Genomic DNA, 14,047 nt, shown 5'->3' on the forward strand with positions numbered 1-14,047 from the left:
TCCAGCAAACCCTTCGTATGGGATGAGAGTTTTGCCATGAAAAAATATGCTATTATTATATTAGTCTTCCATATCTTTGTAAAACTATCATCTCAAGAACTTCTTCCTGATACAAAATATTATTCTGATGATGGAAGTTCATATTTTAAATTTACAGAGCATGGCGGTGTAACTAAAGGATTTATATGGAATAAGAAAACTCAAAATGAGCTTATGATTTTTTCACTTAAATTGCGTTATAAACTTAGAAAAGATGCTATTAAATGGTTTAAGAATAAAATTTTCGAAATTAAAATTCATACGGGCAGTCCGGGAGTTTATTCTATTTTTGTGTCAGTGAATGACGGAATAATATCTAATCCGGTTAATTTTGTGATGGCAGTAGATATTACCGGAAGCTATGCACTTGTAGGAGAAGAGGATGTTTATGTGTTAGATATATTCAAAGGAAAAAAGATATTTTATATAAATCGTAATTATGATAACACTGCAATTAAGTATTTAATTTTTGATTTAAAAGAAACTAAGTTTCTTGATAATGGAGATCTAATGATTACATATTATAATTTGTCTATGGAAAAAGTATATGAATTAATAAATAAGAATGATTTTATGAGATGAAAATGACTATAGGAGGAGAAGTTGGCTATAATCCAACAGCTAAGAGTTTTTCTGAAAAAATTAGAAGTATAACAGTAGCAAGTTCTTACTCTTTTGTCTCTCTTGGCACTGAAGCTGAGGGGCACTCATGGATGGCTTATACAGAAAAAACTTCTGAACTAAATATTAGTAAAACATGCAGAGAAATAAAACAGATTTACAAAGATGTTCAAAAATTTTTAGAAAATGAGAATATTGATGGATTATTAAATTATCTTAAAGATAAAAGCTTATTACCTCTGGAGATGTAAAAGTGGAAGAAATAAAAATTATCGAAGCAATTGTAATTATGATGTTTATATTTCCGGGACTCGCCTTTATGGTGATGATGTTTCTTGCCGTTTTTATTCATATATCTTTTAATCGCACAGGGCTTACTTCTTTATTCTATGAAGATGCTACAAGAGAAGATGTGTTTTTTCCCAAAAATGCAGTCTCCAATGGCGGACTCATATCATCTTCATGGGATAGAACCAGATTTATGATAAGATGGTGCTTAAAAGAAGAATATGCAAAAGAGGATTCAATACAAACGAAAGCGATAAAGCGAAAATTTTTTATTTTAAATATGATACAGCTGTTATGTTTTCCATTATCCTTATTATGGATTTTATTATGTTTAGTTACAATAGTTTTAACTTTTTTTCTTGTTTAGAAAGATATATAAGTATTGTGAAGTCTATAGTTACAGTTAAAACATAGAAGTATGTGGATCCGGATGGGAGAACTACCAAAGTGACCATAACTAATAAGAGGGTAGCTAGTCTTTCTGAAAAATTTATAGCTGATCATAATTTAATTGGTTTTGGTACTATGTATATAATTTACACAAACAGTAAGTCCGCACAAGCTTCTACGTATTTGGTTACCGTTACAGATGATAAAACTAATACTACTTCCTACTATGAAGTTACGCGGAATGCGCCAAAAGCTAGTGATTTGAGCAATTTGGCTTTTAATCCTAAAGAAGCTGTTGGAAAATACTATGGCTTTTTACGTGATGGCGGAAAGGGTGTAGGCGAAGTGTTGGAGCTTTGGAATGATAAATCTGGAACAGACAGAAACATAGGTGCAGATATTACCGGAGATGGGGAGCCTGATTATATACAGATTCATGTCGGTGGTGAATATATAAATACCAAGAACAATGAACCACATATCGGCGGTTCGCTAGGGTGCTTTGGATTAAATGGTAGAGATAGCGGTAATGCCGGACGCGATAAATTTATGAAAGATATTCGCCAACGGCTGAATAATAGCGGAGGTAGAATTGAAATATATGTTCAGAGATTGGATAACTAAAACGATAAAGTTTGTAATACCATTATTAATTTTAACTTGTTGTACAAAGACCGTCAACTACGAAAACATATTGCAAAAGCAGACTAAAATGTTATCTACTGATGTTATAGCGCAATTGGAAAAAGAAAAAGTAATAATAAACGATTCTGATTTTATTTTTGTTGATACGACAGTGATTGAGGGCGTGCATGTTTCTAATGTTATTATTTCTGATTCAATTGTTAGTAATGCAGAAAAAAGATTTATTATTGCACACTTAATAAGAAATCTTCTGATAGATGGCGCTATAATTTATAATTACGATGAAAGTGGGAATAATTTTACTATGAAACCCTATATTGAAGTAAGTTCTGATTTTATATATGAAAATAGAAATGCTATTTGTGATGTTATTTATTATCTTGTTCATAAAGATTATTTTAATCTTTATGGAAAGACGAACGGAGAGTGTGATAAATTCTTTTTATCGCCTTTATTAGAAGTGATTTCAGATGATTTAAAACATCTGAAATTAACTCTAAAAAAAGAGGATGCCTTTAGTGCACTTCCTTTTGCTAAAATAGACATTAAACAAGTTATAGCTAGCCTAAATAGTAAAGATAAAGAAATGTATCTGAGATATTTTAATTTAAATAAAGAGAATATATCAGTATCTAAATTGGAAGCTTTAAATGGTAGTGGTGTATATGCTTATAAGATTTCAGCATATTATGCATTCGCGCAAATTGATACTATTAATGAATGCATCTGGGATGAAATAGCTGCCGAAAACAATGATGATATTGCGCAGAATGATTATGCCCGTATACTCGAAGCTACAACAACGAAGCAAGGAAAGATTCGTAGTTTATACTGGCTTTTTAAAGCTTTAAAGAATGGAAATTATGATGCATGGGAAAAGATAGAAAACCAACATCTCAATCTTGAAAGTTCTTATCCTGCATTACAAGAAGATATTTACAAAAAAAAAGATACTGAGATTTCTGAATATGAGATAGAAGTTTTAATCGATTATGCCTTGCGAGGTGGAAAAAAAGAAGCCTGTAAACTTTATGAGTATTATCGGGATTATGAACATGATGAGCAAGAAGCGCTATATTGGTTAAGGATAGGTGCCCAAAATGAAAATAGTGAATGTCAATATGAATACGGTAAGTTACTTTTTAACAAAAATGAAGACGAGAGCAAGATTCGAGGAAAATTTTGGATAAGAAAAGCTGCAAAGAATGAAAATGATGCAGCAAAAAAATTAGAAAAAGAATTGGAAAACTGATATGTGTGAATATGATATCACTCCATATTGGTTTGCGTAAGGTTTTTATTAAAAGAGGAAGAAGTGTGCTTGAAATAGGTTTCCCAAATGTTTCAACTAGTATGGTTTGTCATAATATTTTTTTAATATATGATAGGCAAGCAGAGATATTGATAATGTGTAAAATTGATACGCATACATCGATAATAATTGATGACGCTCGAATGGGAGAAGACTATTTATTTATAAAATACGAGAATGCTTGGAAGAGAATTTATTAGTATTATGCTAAAAGAGCCGCTGTCTAAGGAGAACGATAATGATCCCATAGGTCATTGGCATTATTATCGTATTATAGATTGATATCCTAAAGGTTTGAAAATTATAAAAGAGGATTTCTGAAAGGATGATTTAGATTTTTAGATGGAGCAAGCATTAAACTAAAACCTTAAGAATAGTGAGATTATAAAGGGCTTGTTATAAGAGTTTATTTTCTCTTCCCACAGAGCGAGTTACGGCCGTATGTGGGAAGCAAACAGAACTAGGGACGGTAATCCTTCGGACAGCGATTGAAGTGGTATGGTGCAGCGGAGCCGACAGGCATAGCTTCGAAGCAAGCGCAGTGCCGATACTTATGTACCTTTGCATTGTATTGATAGTACACAAGTATCGGCAGTCCGCCAAAGAAAGTTGCTTATTAAAAAGAAGCGCTATATCGGAGGTTTTTCCGCTTACGGCAGGGATTGCCGGAAGCGGAAAAACGAAGCCTTTTGAAAAGAGCCTGTTCCCCAGTGTACATCCTTGTACACTGGGGAACGACGAGATTTGTGGTATCCACAAATCTCGCTTCTGTTTAGTTTCACGGACATCCGTGTCCGTTGTGAAACTACAAGGAGACAGCCGAAAATAAAGCGGAGGCACGGTAAAATGTACATCCTTGTACATTTTTACCTACGTGTTTGCAGAGCAAACACGCTACTGACGTGAACCACCGCCGTCCGTGGCGGTTCTGATACGGTGAGGATTTTCAGAAGCGGCATGGATGCCGCTGGTTTAAACAGAAGTGATGTTTCGTGCGTACACGAAACTCGTCGTCAAAAGCGTACACGGAAGTACGCTTTTGACAGTGCGACGCCGTAGATGCCCGCATATTTTCAAAAGCTGGAAGAGACGGGCGTTAATTACTACGGGGCACGCTACCTTGACCCGAAGTATTCACGGTGGTTGAGTGGAGACCCGGCATTAAGTGAGTACATCCCCAAAACCCCGATAGATGATGAGACAAAGAAGCACAACGAAAACCTTCCCGGCATGGGTGGGGTGTATAATGTGGTGAATTTGCACCTATACTACTACGCGGGCATCGGGCAGCGAAGCGATAGCGAGCTTCAAGCCAATAATCCGGTTAAATATACTGATCCGGATGGGAAGAGTGAAGAACTGGGTAGTGATGCAAGTGATCATCTATTGGTGAGAAAAACTGATGATGGCAAGCATGTTATTATAGATGGAGGCAATCGATATAACTATGTTGAACAAGCCCTTATAAACTATATAAATACAGGAGACGAGATATATCTCAATCAAGTACCTAAAACTTCTGATCCGTTGGCGGTTGCTGGAATATCGGCTTTTATAGCAGATTATCTTGATAATAATGATACTAACAGTAACTCTATAGGAAGCAAAAGCGAAACGATTTTTGCAATTGCAATAGCTGTTGCCGGTTCATCAGGTGGAAATAGAGATGCGCACAACCGTCCATTTGCATCAACAAAAGAAGCAACAGCTGTAGCCGCAAAATTAGGCTTTTCAAAGACAAACTATTTTTCTGAAAGAGAGCCTGTATATAAAAAAGGACATTTATATATAACCCCTGATAGAACATCACATAATGGAGGTGTATGGAAGATGGCTGATTCTGTAGCGAGTTTAAAACAACGAAGTACGCGTATGGGTACTTATGATGCGAATTTAAATAGGATAGGAGACTAGTGATCAATGAATTATCGAGTAACAAAATATAATCCTGCATATCGAAACGAGAAAGGTTGGTATATGAGGGATGAGTGGACAGATTATAGTGTAGCTGTAAAAACGGGAATGAAGAGTGAATATGATGAATATAAAAGGGTGGAGGATCTCTATATCCGTTATTTGCATATAGGTTTACAAAGCGCCGCGGATAAAACTTTTACTATTAATTGGCTGGAACGTTATAAAAATGGAATAAAAAAACATATCAACCATTTGCAAGATTGTAATAAAGAGCTTTTATTTAAAATAAGGGATAATTATAAATGCTCTATTGCTGAAGTAGAGGATATTGCAAGGTTTATATTAAGAATGCTGGTATGGTGTACATTTGATAGCATGTCATCATATGTTGATTTTGGCTATGACTATTATATGTTTGTTGGAGGAGTGTATTATGATGATAAAACTATTAAAGATGCAGCGTTAGAAGGGATATATATTGAACAAATGGATTCACCCATGTTATATCGATGTGATATCGAATATCGGAATGAATTGATGCAAGCGTCGAAAAAACGGTGTTAGATTCTTCTTGTTTGGATAGGTTTAAATGATAACGATTTTTTTTTCTATATTGTTGTACCAACAAATGGACACCTACTGAAACAAAAAGTTTTAATGGTTGGGGTCTGTGGGGAAAGCAAATATATACTCTAAGAAGGTATATGAGAAAAACATTATGAGGGGTGAGTAAATGAAAAAGAAGTGTTTACAGGCTCTTTATGCCTTTTCTTTTATGCTTTGCATTGGTTCGTTGTATATACTCATAAATGTTATAAATAATAGGTCGCCTAAAATGGATAAGCAATTAAAATTTACTGGAGTATTAAAAATGCATTTAATACTGAATAATCACTTATCCAGCGATATTATTTTTTATGATGGAGATGCAGAACAATTTTCCGATCTATTAAATGAAATAAAGAATGGAAAAGAGATAGCAGTAGGAAATGTGCCTAAGTGCGCGATGTTTGAAGGAATTTATTACATTGAATTAACTACAACAGACGGTGAACAATATTCTTATGAGATGCAGACAGAGAATATTGTTTACGATATCACGAATAATGTATTTATAAGAGTCAGTATGGTAGATAGATTAAGAGAATTAACATTACTCTATTTATTACAAAATCATTATTCATTGAAATAACAATTAATGGAATATTATTTCAAGGACTGAAAAGTAATAAAGCAGCTCCACTCTCTTCCCACAGAACGAGTTACGGCCGTATGTGGGAAGCTATATCAAATCTGTACGTTCTTGTACAGATTTGATATCATGTTTTGCTGATGACAAAACATGATACTGTTTAGAACCACCTCCATCCATGGCGGTATTGAAAGGAAAACTATTTTTTAAAACAAAATTTTGCTTTTATTTACAGCCTAACTATCTCATGCCCCGGACAGCGATTGAAGCAGAAATCCTTTTTGCCGCACATATAATGCAAACGCGGTTTTTGGAGCAATTAAGCGGAAAAACACCGCGGGAACAAAACAGCAGCGGCAAAAAGATTGAAGCGGAAAGCGCGGTGCCGATACTTGTGCACCTTTATATTGTAATAATGGTACACAAGTATCGGCAGTCCGCCAAAGAAAACTACTTATTAAAAAGAAACACTGCGCCGGAGGTTTTTCCGCTTACGATAGGAAGCGGAAAAACGATACCTTTTGAAAAGAGGCGGAGCAGATACAAGGAGACAGCCGAAAATAAAGCGGAGGCACGGTAAAAATGTACATCCTTGTACATTTTTACCTACGTGTTTGCAGAGCAAACACGCTACTGACGTGAACCACCGCCGTCCGTGGCGGTTCTGATACGGTGAGGATTTTCAGAAGCGGCATGGATGCCGCTGGTTTAAACAGAAGTGATGTTTCGGCTCCGACCGAAACTCGTCATCAAAAGCGTACACGGAAGTACGCTTTTGACAGTGCGACGCCGTAGATGCCCGCATATTTTCAAAAGGTGGAGGAGACGGGCGTTAATTACTACGGCGCGCGCTACCTTGACCCGAAGTATAGTAGGTGGTTGAGTGGTGACCCGGCGCTGGGAGAGTATATACCATCTGCAGGAGCAGATACGTCAAAGCTTGCAGGAATGGGCGGGGTATATAATACGGTCAATTTACATCTCTATCATTATGCTGGGAACAATCCGGTGAAGTATGTGGATCCAGATGGGCGGGAATTAATGCCTATTAAAAATAACCGTGTAAAGTATGCTGTGCTAAAGTTATTTTTCAATAGCCCAACATTTAAAAAACATATGAACAATCTTTTAGCCTCGACAAATGCTCACGGGGATAAGTTACTAACAGTAATTACAGCGATGCAAGGTAAGTACGCCGGCAATACAGAAACACAAACGACTTCCCTTGATGCAGATGTTGCTACAATAAAACTTGATAGGAATGGTTCTATGATTAATGGAAAGATGAATAAAGGAGATACCGCTCAAGCTATTGTAATAAATATTGACCTTGATAGAATAGATAAGAATGGGCTAAATCTTCTTGAAGTTATAGCAGAAGAAGTAGTTCATGGCTCTGATGCTTCGAAAGCAGGAGCAGAAAAATGGGAGAAACGCGCAATTGAGGAAAACAAACTACCTTATAAAGAGCGGCCGCGTGAAATTAGTGCAAAAAATGTCGTTAAAGAAATTCTCAAAGAAATGAATTTTGCAGGTGAATGATATGAAAAAAGTTCTTTTAATTAGCGTATTCATTTTAGTGAATTTGTTATACATTTTTGCTGATTTTGTTGCTATGGAAAAAATAACAGAAAAGGAATTTAATGAGAAGTATCATATTTTAGATAGAGTTAAGACTATGCTGTTAGAAGAAATTTGTATTGATGACTTTATGAAACAAGAGGAAATAAAACTTGAAATAGAATTTTATGAATGTAATCTGTTTGGTGATTTTGATAATATTATTCATATCTATGCAAAAGAAGAATCGTTATTTGGGAATAGTTATTATTATATGATACTTTTTTTTGAAAAAGGAGAAAGCAGGAAACTTTTAACTTATTCTTTTTATGTGTTAAATGAAACCATCCCCGAAACGTTGCCGTTTAAACTAATAGAAAAGCCTGATATTGAGTTCATAGAAAAGGATAGCAAAGAGAGTGGTTTAAGATGATCCGATAATGCGGATGATAGGAGATATGAATATGAAGATAGACCTCCGGCAACACCAGAAAATCCCTATCCTAATTGGGAGGATATTCCAATAGATTAGACAATAAGGGAGGCGTCTATGTTTTTTATCAAATATGAAACTGAAGAAAATATAAATGGTGAACTGCCACCGATAATATACATAAAAGGAAATCGTAATAAATTCCACAATGCTTTATTGACATTATTGAAAAAATTACGGATGAAGGTGTTTACGATTAATATGCGTGAATTAGGAATAGTCATAGATGAGAGAGTAACCTATGTCGATATTATTCTTAAAATTCAAGATAAAACCGAATTGTTTTATAATACTGAGACACTTATCATTGGAATTGAATATGATAATTTCATTGATATATTATTTGAATTAGAGCAATTAGCATTTACTAATGCTACAGTATTTTTTGAATACGAATGGGTACAAAGTTTATATAATGGAGCAATAATTGTTGAGTCATGTGATAGTTGTTAAATTGCTTGGAAAAGTTGAATATAATCATAAGCGGAGAGGAAGTGGCTATAAAGTTACTGATATAGAGACAGGTAAATCACTTGTAGATTTGTACTATCGCATAGCATTAAAAGACAATAAAGAGGAAGTAGCATGGAATATGGGTAAATATGTTGTAAGTCTTGGGGGAGATGCATTTACGGTAGTAAGTGCTTTTGAAAAGCTGCTGAAAAAGGTGCACTATCAGTTTTAAAACAAATTGCAACACCGAGTAAAACAAGTATAGGTGCATGGGGTCTTACTGCAAAAGAACAATCATCTTTTTGGGAAGGGGTACAAGATTTTGCTAAAGGACTTATACCTTTTAAGGGAACATACGATGCGGCGAGAGAGACAATAGATTCATCTAGTCGAATTTATAATATAAAGAATGAAAAATTATTAAAGGAGATAAATTAATATGTATTTAGTTTTGCTTAAAATAGTATGTGTTTTTTTTCTCGTACTATCAGCTGTATTTTTTATAGCGATGTGGATTTTATATCTTAAAATGAGTCGAGGAGTGACAGATGCATTGGTAGAAAAAAGAATAAAATGGAAATGGTGGTGGACTATGCCGATGGTATATTGGCACGCATATCCTGAAGATAGAAAAATATATATTATGTATACTGCTTGTTTTTGGCTATTTATAATTTTTCTTTTTATAGGTGTGTTTATAAGCGGTAAGATCCGCGCCTTGGATTGGACATGGTGGTTATGAATATAATAAGAGCGTCTAAGTTGTTATAATATGCCGTATGTGGGAAGCCATATCAAATCTGTATGTCCTTGTATAGATTTGATATCATGTTTTGCTGACAGCAAAATATGATATTATTTAGAACCACCGCCATCCGTGGCGGTACTGAGAGAGGAAAAACTGTGCCTTTTGAAAAAAAGGGGCAACAACAGAATATGCAAATGGGACAAGACTCTATAGTGCCGGCTGTCAAATTTCTCATCTAGCTGATTTCAATGAGGTTACCAGTATATTAAAAGATATTGGTTTTAAGTATGGAGAAGGTGAAAAAGTTTGGGTGAAAGGAGACAATATTAAAATAGTAATTAAGGCTCCACCAATAGTTGAAAATTAATCAACACCCCGACACAGAGCGTCGGGGTATTACTCCCTCCATACAAATAAAAAGGAGACTATATGGAAAAAACAATTCTCAAGATAATTTTTTTGTTATGTATATGTTTTAGGACTTATACATTACCAATGAATGGGGTGAAAATAGCTGAACCGACTTACTATAAGGATATGAATAGTTTTAAAATGATAACTTTTTACGAAAACAATAAAATTAGATTTTCTGATGATGAAAATAACAATTCAGATGATTTTTTATGGAATCATGTATTTGAGTATTCAATCAATACTGATGGTAAATTTTATCAGCTTAAGATAAAAAATGAAAATTATTCAAAATCATTATTGATGTTATTATCTGAAAGGTTCTTAGTTTTGTATGGAGAATCTAATGAACCTATCTTTTTTGGTGCTTCAAAAATTAATACAGAACTCTTATATTTCCATCTTATTTTGAAGCTTCTTCGGAACTACATGAAAAAGATATTATATACTCTGGATCAAATTTGAAAACTCTTGATTTAAATAAACCATGGGTTGAAGGTGTGAAAGGATACGGAGAGGGTGAGTCTGTTCGATTTAGCATAAATGCTGAGGAATTAATTATTTTTAATGGATTTGTATCAAAAAATAGATCCTACCTATTTTCTCAGAATAGCAGGCTGAAAACAATAGACTTATATTTTACTTCTTCAGATTTGCATCAACGATATGAATTAAAAGACACACCGAATCCTCAGTCAATAATTTTTGAAAAAATCTTTAATGAAGATATTATATTAACAATTATTGATGTGTATAAGGGTGAAAAATATACCGATACGTGTTTAAATGCAATTATACTAAAATATTAATGTATACAGTTATGCTAAGTAAATTTTTTAAAGAAATGTATCACCACTTTTGAATGGGGACTTTGACAGTTAACGCAAATGGCGCAACTCAAAGAATTTTGGAATTAGCAATATCATCAGGATCTACACCGGGACGGATGGAAGCGATGCAATGAGCTTCAGATGGAAATTATAATCTCTGTGAACCAGGCGGTGAGTTTAATCAACTTAAAAAATATAGAGATAGAGGTTTTGAATGAAATATAATACAGAAATTGAATATTGTTTGGTAGAATTTAAGATGTCTAATCAAACATATTATTGTTTATGGTTTTCTGATAACCGTGATGCGTTTTTGATTGATGAAAATGGCAAATTAATTATATTTTATTGTGAAGCTGAAATGAGAGGTTTTTGTAAAATTCATAATTTAGATATTCAAGTAGATGCCGCTGTATTGTATGATATTGATACATTTATAGAAAAAATATGTCTGAACGACATAGATTGCAATCTTATTTTACGTTTTTGGAACATTGCATCTGATATGGCAGATACATTGAAAGAACCGTTTATAGGTGATGATAATGGTGTGGATTGTATAATCTTAGACGTATATAATAAACTGTTTTACGGAACGAATCCTCCTGCTTTGAAAAAAGACTCTCCTGAGGTATATAGTCCTGTATGGGGAGAAAGCGAAATAAATATTATACGGAATATTATGAACGATAGTATTAGAATATTTCGTAAGTTTCTAAAATAAATATGTCATTATTAGGACAAGCATCAGGATACAACAAAATGAGAAAAGAAGTCAAAGATAAAACTATAAATACCTTAGATAAAGAAAATAATACAAGTTGCTGATATGAATAAAGATATTTGGAAGTAAAGCGGGAGAAGAAGGAAATGGTTTATAAAAATAATATCATAGATGCATATACAAAATTAAAAAATGGAGCTAATCATTATGTGTCTATTCCAGAATTTTTATATTTAATGAGTAAATTAAAGTCTAATGGTCCGATACAAAAAAGTATTTCATTTAATCCATTTTATGAACATAAAGATTTTCTGTTGGAAATAGATGAAAGGATGCTTTATATAAAAAGCCGAGATAGTCTGAATGAAATTGATACAAAGAAATTTTATGAGAGTCAAAAGTGTGAAGAAGATTTTTATAATGTTGATATTGAAAAAAGATATTTCCTAATACAAAGAGATGATGTGACCGAGTATAAAAAAATTCTTGATAGGATAATTTCATATCTTGATGAGTTAATTCCTTATATACTGCAACGTTTAAAATCTGAATATAATATCAAAGAAGTTGACTTATTGTTTGGGAATGTATGTTTTGAGATTTATTATGAATAGAAAATAGTCTTCTGGAGATAGGGTTATGTGGATTTTTGATGATTATAAAGAAAGCTACAATCCGCATTTAATATCCTGATAAGAATTTCTACTCTCTTCCCATAGAACGAGTTACGGGCGTATGTGAGGAATAAACAGAAATAGGGAAGGTTGTATCCCGGACAGCGATTGAAGCAGAAATCCTCTATCAAGCGTTGTACGTCCATGTACAACGCTTGAACACGAGTTTGACGAAATGTCAAACTCGTTACTGTATGGAACCACGTCCATCCGTGGACGATTGTAAAGTCATGCGGTTTTTGGGAGCGGTTATCAAACCTGTACATCCTTGTACAGGTTTGATAGCACGTTTTGCTCAGCAAAACGCGCTTCTGCTCAGAACCACCGACATCCGTGTCGGTACTGAGAAAAAAAACACCGCGGGAACAAAGAAGTATACTAACCCGGATGGGAAGATCGTTATTGCGCCTACTATTGTATGGGGAATCAATGCTGCTTTATTCGGATACGGTGTAGTTGCTTCAAGAAACGATGAGATAGGGTTTGCTGCAAGACATCCGATAATTGCTGTACAATTGGGAATCTTACAGGATGGTGGAAGACATGGAATAAATAGTGCTGTGACAAATTTTGCTATAAATTCAGAATTATACTTCTGTATTTTCTGAAGGACAAGGATGGAAGCTATAGTGTAGGAATAACAAAAATAAATGATAGTGAATATAATACTGCATATTCAGAGATTTTAAAAAGAAATAATCAAGGATTATTAAAATGAGTGGAAAAAACAAATTATTTATGATATCTACAATTATTCTTATTTTATTTTCATTGATTTCGTGTTCATCGAAAGAAGAGAGGAGAATTATATTGCAAATACAAAAGAATGGTTTTGTTGATTTATCAATGTATTACAGTGAGTGTGATGAAATTATAATTTATAATGAAGGATATTATTGTGAGCATGATGATAATCAATGGCCTGGAACAAAAATCTATTATTTTAATAAAGGAAATATAAAGAAAATAATAAATCTACATTATTGCGCTGATATTCCAATTGGTACTGTAATTCACTTTTCTAATTATAATAATGGAAAAATTAAACGAAATAGAGAAAATGCTGTATTTTATCTTTCGCATATAGTTGAATATAAAAGTGGAAAAATATTGCAGCTTAATTCTCAAAAAACAAATATACAAACATGGTCATTTAAATGAGAATGAAGCACAAACAGATCGGACTCCTCGTCAAGATGAATGGCAAATAGATCATATTATTCCTAAAAGCAAAGGCAGAACAAATAGTTATTCGAATGCTCAAGTCCTATTAAGGCAAGAAAATAGGTTGAAATGGGATAGTTAGGAGGAAAGATGAACTGGCTTTTTGATGACAAAAAAACAACGATGGTCATTACAACAAAACGTATTATCAATAAACTTGCTCCGATATCTATCGTTACTCATGATCGTGATGATGGTATGTGGCAATTTCTTGATAAAGGAGAATTAACCGAAGAAATTGCTGCTATAGTTAGTTTAGAAGAAATAATTTTACTGGATGAATCGTTAATGACATTATACGATTTGCCTTTAGGATGGATTGCTGAAAAGCATTCTGATGGATCATGGGTTAGAATGGAACTTTTGTAGTTGCTTTGAATATCAAAATTCAGGGATACAATTTCAGTATAAAGGGAGACGTGCATATTGGAGGTGCTACTGCAGGCGGTTTATTGGGATTGACGACTGGAGTAAAGCTGGGGGCCGGCGTGTGGCTTGAAGTTAGGAAACTAGAGGAGTGATAGTA

General features: G+C 33.9%; 21 protein-coding genes and 2 pseudogenes. All 23 read left to right on the forward strand.

Annotation, left to right across the window (positions count from 1 at the left end):
* Positions 1-36: 36 nt before the first annotated feature.
* The 23 genes and pseudogenes from E4N66_RS01480 to E4N66_RS01580 all read left to right on the forward strand — a co-directional run bounded on the left by E4N66_RS01480 (position 37) and on the right by E4N66_RS01580 (position 13,890).
* A complete protein-coding gene (locus E4N66_RS01480; RefSeq protein WP_253728691.1) occupies positions 37-621 on the forward strand; it encodes a hypothetical protein in 585 nt (194 codons plus the stop codon).
* 2 nt (positions 622-623) lie between these two features.
* A complete protein-coding gene (locus E4N66_RS01485) occupies positions 624-911 on the forward strand; it encodes a hypothetical protein (protein WP_253728692.1) in 288 nt (95 codons plus the stop codon).
* 2 nt (positions 912-913) lie between these two features.
* Entirely contained in the window at positions 914-1,315 is a 402-nt protein-coding gene (locus E4N66_RS01490) for a hypothetical protein (protein ID WP_253728693.1), read from the forward strand.
* A gap of 80 nt (positions 1,316-1,395) precedes the next feature.
* The gene (locus E4N66_RS01495; protein WP_253728694.1) at positions 1,396-1,962 is read left to right on the forward strand and encodes a hypothetical protein; all 567 of its coding nucleotides are present in this window, start codon (positions 1,396-1,398) and stop codon (positions 1,960-1,962) included.
* An 88-nt stretch (positions 1,963-2,050) separates the two neighbouring features.
* Positions 2,051-3,235 (forward strand): SEL1-like repeat protein, encoded by a 1,185-nt coding sequence (locus E4N66_RS01500; protein WP_253728695.1) that lies wholly within the window; start codon positions 2,051-2,053, stop codon positions 3,233-3,235.
* Positions 3,236-4,378: 1,143 nt separating this feature from the next.
* Positions 4,379-4,645, forward strand: a pseudogene (locus E4N66_RS13035) (hypothetical protein); the annotation flags it as partial.
* A 39-nt stretch (positions 4,646-4,684) separates the two neighbouring features.
* Positions 4,685-5,209: a toxin C-terminal domain-containing protein gene (locus tag E4N66_RS13040; protein WP_371922453.1), complete on the forward strand. Its 525-nt coding sequence runs from the start codon at positions 4,685-4,687 to the stop codon at positions 5,207-5,209.
* 6 nt (positions 5,210-5,215) lie between these two features.
* On the forward strand, positions 5,216-5,776 hold the full coding sequence (locus E4N66_RS01510) for a hypothetical protein (protein WP_253728697.1): 561 nt from the start codon (positions 5,216-5,218) through the stop codon (positions 5,774-5,776).
* 169 nt (positions 5,777-5,945) lie between these two features.
* A complete protein-coding gene (locus E4N66_RS01515) occupies positions 5,946-6,404 on the forward strand; it encodes a hypothetical protein (RefSeq protein WP_253728698.1) in 459 nt (152 codons plus the stop codon).
* Positions 6,405-6,651: 247 nt separating this feature from the next.
* A complete protein-coding gene (locus E4N66_RS01520; protein WP_253728699.1) occupies positions 6,652-6,984 on the forward strand; it encodes a hypothetical protein in 333 nt (110 codons plus the stop codon).
* Between the two features lie 239 nt (positions 6,985-7,223).
* A pseudogene (locus tag E4N66_RS13045) lies at positions 7,224-7,454 on the forward strand (RHS repeat-associated core domain-containing protein); the annotation flags it as partial.
* Between the two features lie 493 nt (positions 7,455-7,947).
* Positions 7,948-8,397, forward strand: a complete 450-nt coding sequence (locus E4N66_RS01530) for a hypothetical protein (protein WP_253728701.1) — start codon at positions 7,948-7,950, stop codon at positions 8,395-8,397.
* Between the two features lie 117 nt (positions 8,398-8,514).
* Positions 8,515-8,910, forward strand: a complete 396-nt coding sequence (locus E4N66_RS01535) for a hypothetical protein (protein ID WP_253728702.1) — start codon at positions 8,515-8,517, stop codon at positions 8,908-8,910.
* Positions 8,888-9,142, forward strand: a complete 255-nt coding sequence (locus E4N66_RS01540) for a hypothetical protein (RefSeq protein ID WP_253728703.1) — start codon at positions 8,888-8,890, stop codon at positions 9,140-9,142. Before E4N66_RS01535 ends, E4N66_RS01540 begins: the two co-directional genes overlap by 23 nt.
* A gap of 207 nt (positions 9,143-9,349) precedes the next feature.
* Positions 9,350-9,652: a hypothetical protein gene (locus E4N66_RS01545; RefSeq protein ID WP_253728704.1), complete on the forward strand. Its 303-nt coding sequence runs from the start codon at positions 9,350-9,352 to the stop codon at positions 9,650-9,652.
* A gap of 435 nt (positions 9,653-10,087) precedes the next feature.
* Complete coding sequence (locus tag E4N66_RS01550; RefSeq protein WP_253728705.1) at positions 10,088-10,534, forward strand: hypothetical protein; 447 nt, start codon at positions 10,088-10,090, stop codon at positions 10,532-10,534.
* The gene (locus tag E4N66_RS01555; protein WP_253728706.1) at positions 10,531-10,878 is read left to right on the forward strand and encodes an NADase-type glycan-binding domain-containing protein; all 348 of its coding nucleotides are present in this window, start codon (positions 10,531-10,533) and stop codon (positions 10,876-10,878) included. Before E4N66_RS01550 ends, E4N66_RS01555 begins: the two co-directional genes overlap by 4 nt.
* Before the next feature lie 235 nt (positions 10,879-11,113).
* A complete protein-coding gene (locus E4N66_RS01560) occupies positions 11,114-11,623 on the forward strand; it encodes a hypothetical protein (RefSeq protein ID WP_253728707.1) in 510 nt (169 codons plus the stop codon).
* A gap of 146 nt (positions 11,624-11,769) precedes the next feature.
* Positions 11,770-12,237 carry a hypothetical protein gene (locus E4N66_RS01565; RefSeq protein ID WP_253728708.1) on the forward strand — a complete coding sequence of 156 codons (468 nt, stop codon included), beginning with the start codon at positions 11,770-11,772 and terminating at the stop codon, positions 12,235-12,237.
* Between the two features lie 290 nt (positions 12,238-12,527).
* On the forward strand, positions 12,528-12,905 hold the full coding sequence (locus E4N66_RS01570; protein ID WP_253728709.1) for a hypothetical protein: 378 nt from the start codon (positions 12,528-12,530) through the stop codon (positions 12,903-12,905).
* A gap of 106 nt (positions 12,906-13,011) precedes the next feature.
* A complete protein-coding gene (locus E4N66_RS01575; protein WP_253728710.1) occupies positions 13,012-13,458 on the forward strand; it encodes a hypothetical protein in 447 nt (148 codons plus the stop codon).
* The gene (locus E4N66_RS13050) at positions 13,397-13,603 is read left to right on the forward strand and encodes an HNH endonuclease (protein ID WP_371922442.1); all 207 of its coding nucleotides are present in this window, start codon (positions 13,397-13,399) and stop codon (positions 13,601-13,603) included. Before E4N66_RS01575 ends, E4N66_RS13050 begins: the two co-directional genes overlap by 62 nt.
* Before the next feature lie 8 nt (positions 13,604-13,611).
* Entirely contained in the window at positions 13,612-13,890 is a 279-nt protein-coding gene (locus E4N66_RS01580; protein ID WP_253728711.1) for a hypothetical protein, read from the forward strand.
* Positions 13,891-14,047: the final 157 nt, after the last annotated feature.

It is taken from the genome of Treponema sp. OMZ 857, assembly GCF_024181085.1.
GTDB lineage: Bacteria > Spirochaetota > Spirochaetia > Treponematales > Treponemataceae > Treponema.